This is a genomic window from Leclercia tamurae (assembly GCF_025566055.1).
Taxonomy (GTDB): Bacteria; Pseudomonadota; Gammaproteobacteria; order Enterobacterales; family Enterobacteriaceae; genus Enterobacter; species Enterobacter tamurae.
The window spans coordinates 1-566 of record NZ_JAMHKS010000043.1 but is presented as its reverse complement, the minus strand read 5'-3'; the positions used below and the strand labels follow the sequence as shown (position 1 = coordinate 566).

1 tRNA gene and 2 rRNA genes are annotated in these 566 nt (G+C 47.2%); all 3 read right to left on the bottom strand.

What is annotated here, in order from left to right:
* Positions 1 to 110 (bottom strand): 23S ribosomal RNA (locus M8318_RS00235); the annotation flags it as partial.
* A gap of 219 nt (positions 111 to 329) precedes the next feature.
* Positions 330 to 405: transfer RNA gene (locus tag M8318_RS00230), tRNA-Glu, on the bottom strand.
* 86 nt (positions 406 to 491) lie between these two features.
* Positions 492 to 566, bottom strand: a 16S ribosomal RNA gene (locus M8318_RS00225); the annotation flags it as partial.

The following is a 566-nucleotide window of genomic DNA, read 5'->3' as shown; positions in this document are numbered from 1 at the left end:
CGTCGGTTATAACGGTTCATATCACCTTACCGACGCTTATCGCAGATTAGCACGTCCTTCATCGCCTCTGACTGCCTAGGCATCCACCGTGTACGCTTAGTCGCTTAACCTCACAACCCGAAGATGTCTCTTTCGATTCATCATCGTTTTGCGAAAATTTGAGAGACTCGAACACACCTTCATCTGCTCTTATTACGGAGAGCAGACACAGTGTGTCGTTTCAATTTTCAGCTTGATCCAGATTTTTAAAGAGCAAATATCTCAAACGTAACTCAGAGAGTTAGTTTTGAGATATAAAGGCAGGTGACTTTCACTCACAAACCAGCAAGTGGCGTCCCCTAGGGGATTCGAACCCCTGTTACCGCCGTGAAAGGGCGGTGTCCTGGGCCTCTAGACGAAGGGGACACTAAAGTCTGCTTCGGCAAGACGCCTTGCTTTTTACTTTTCATCAGACAATCTGTGTGGACACTACAAAGGCAGGTTCTTTAAGGTAAGGAGGTGATCCAACCGCAGGTTCCCCTACGGTTACCTTGTTACGACTTCACCCCAGTCATGAATCACAAAGT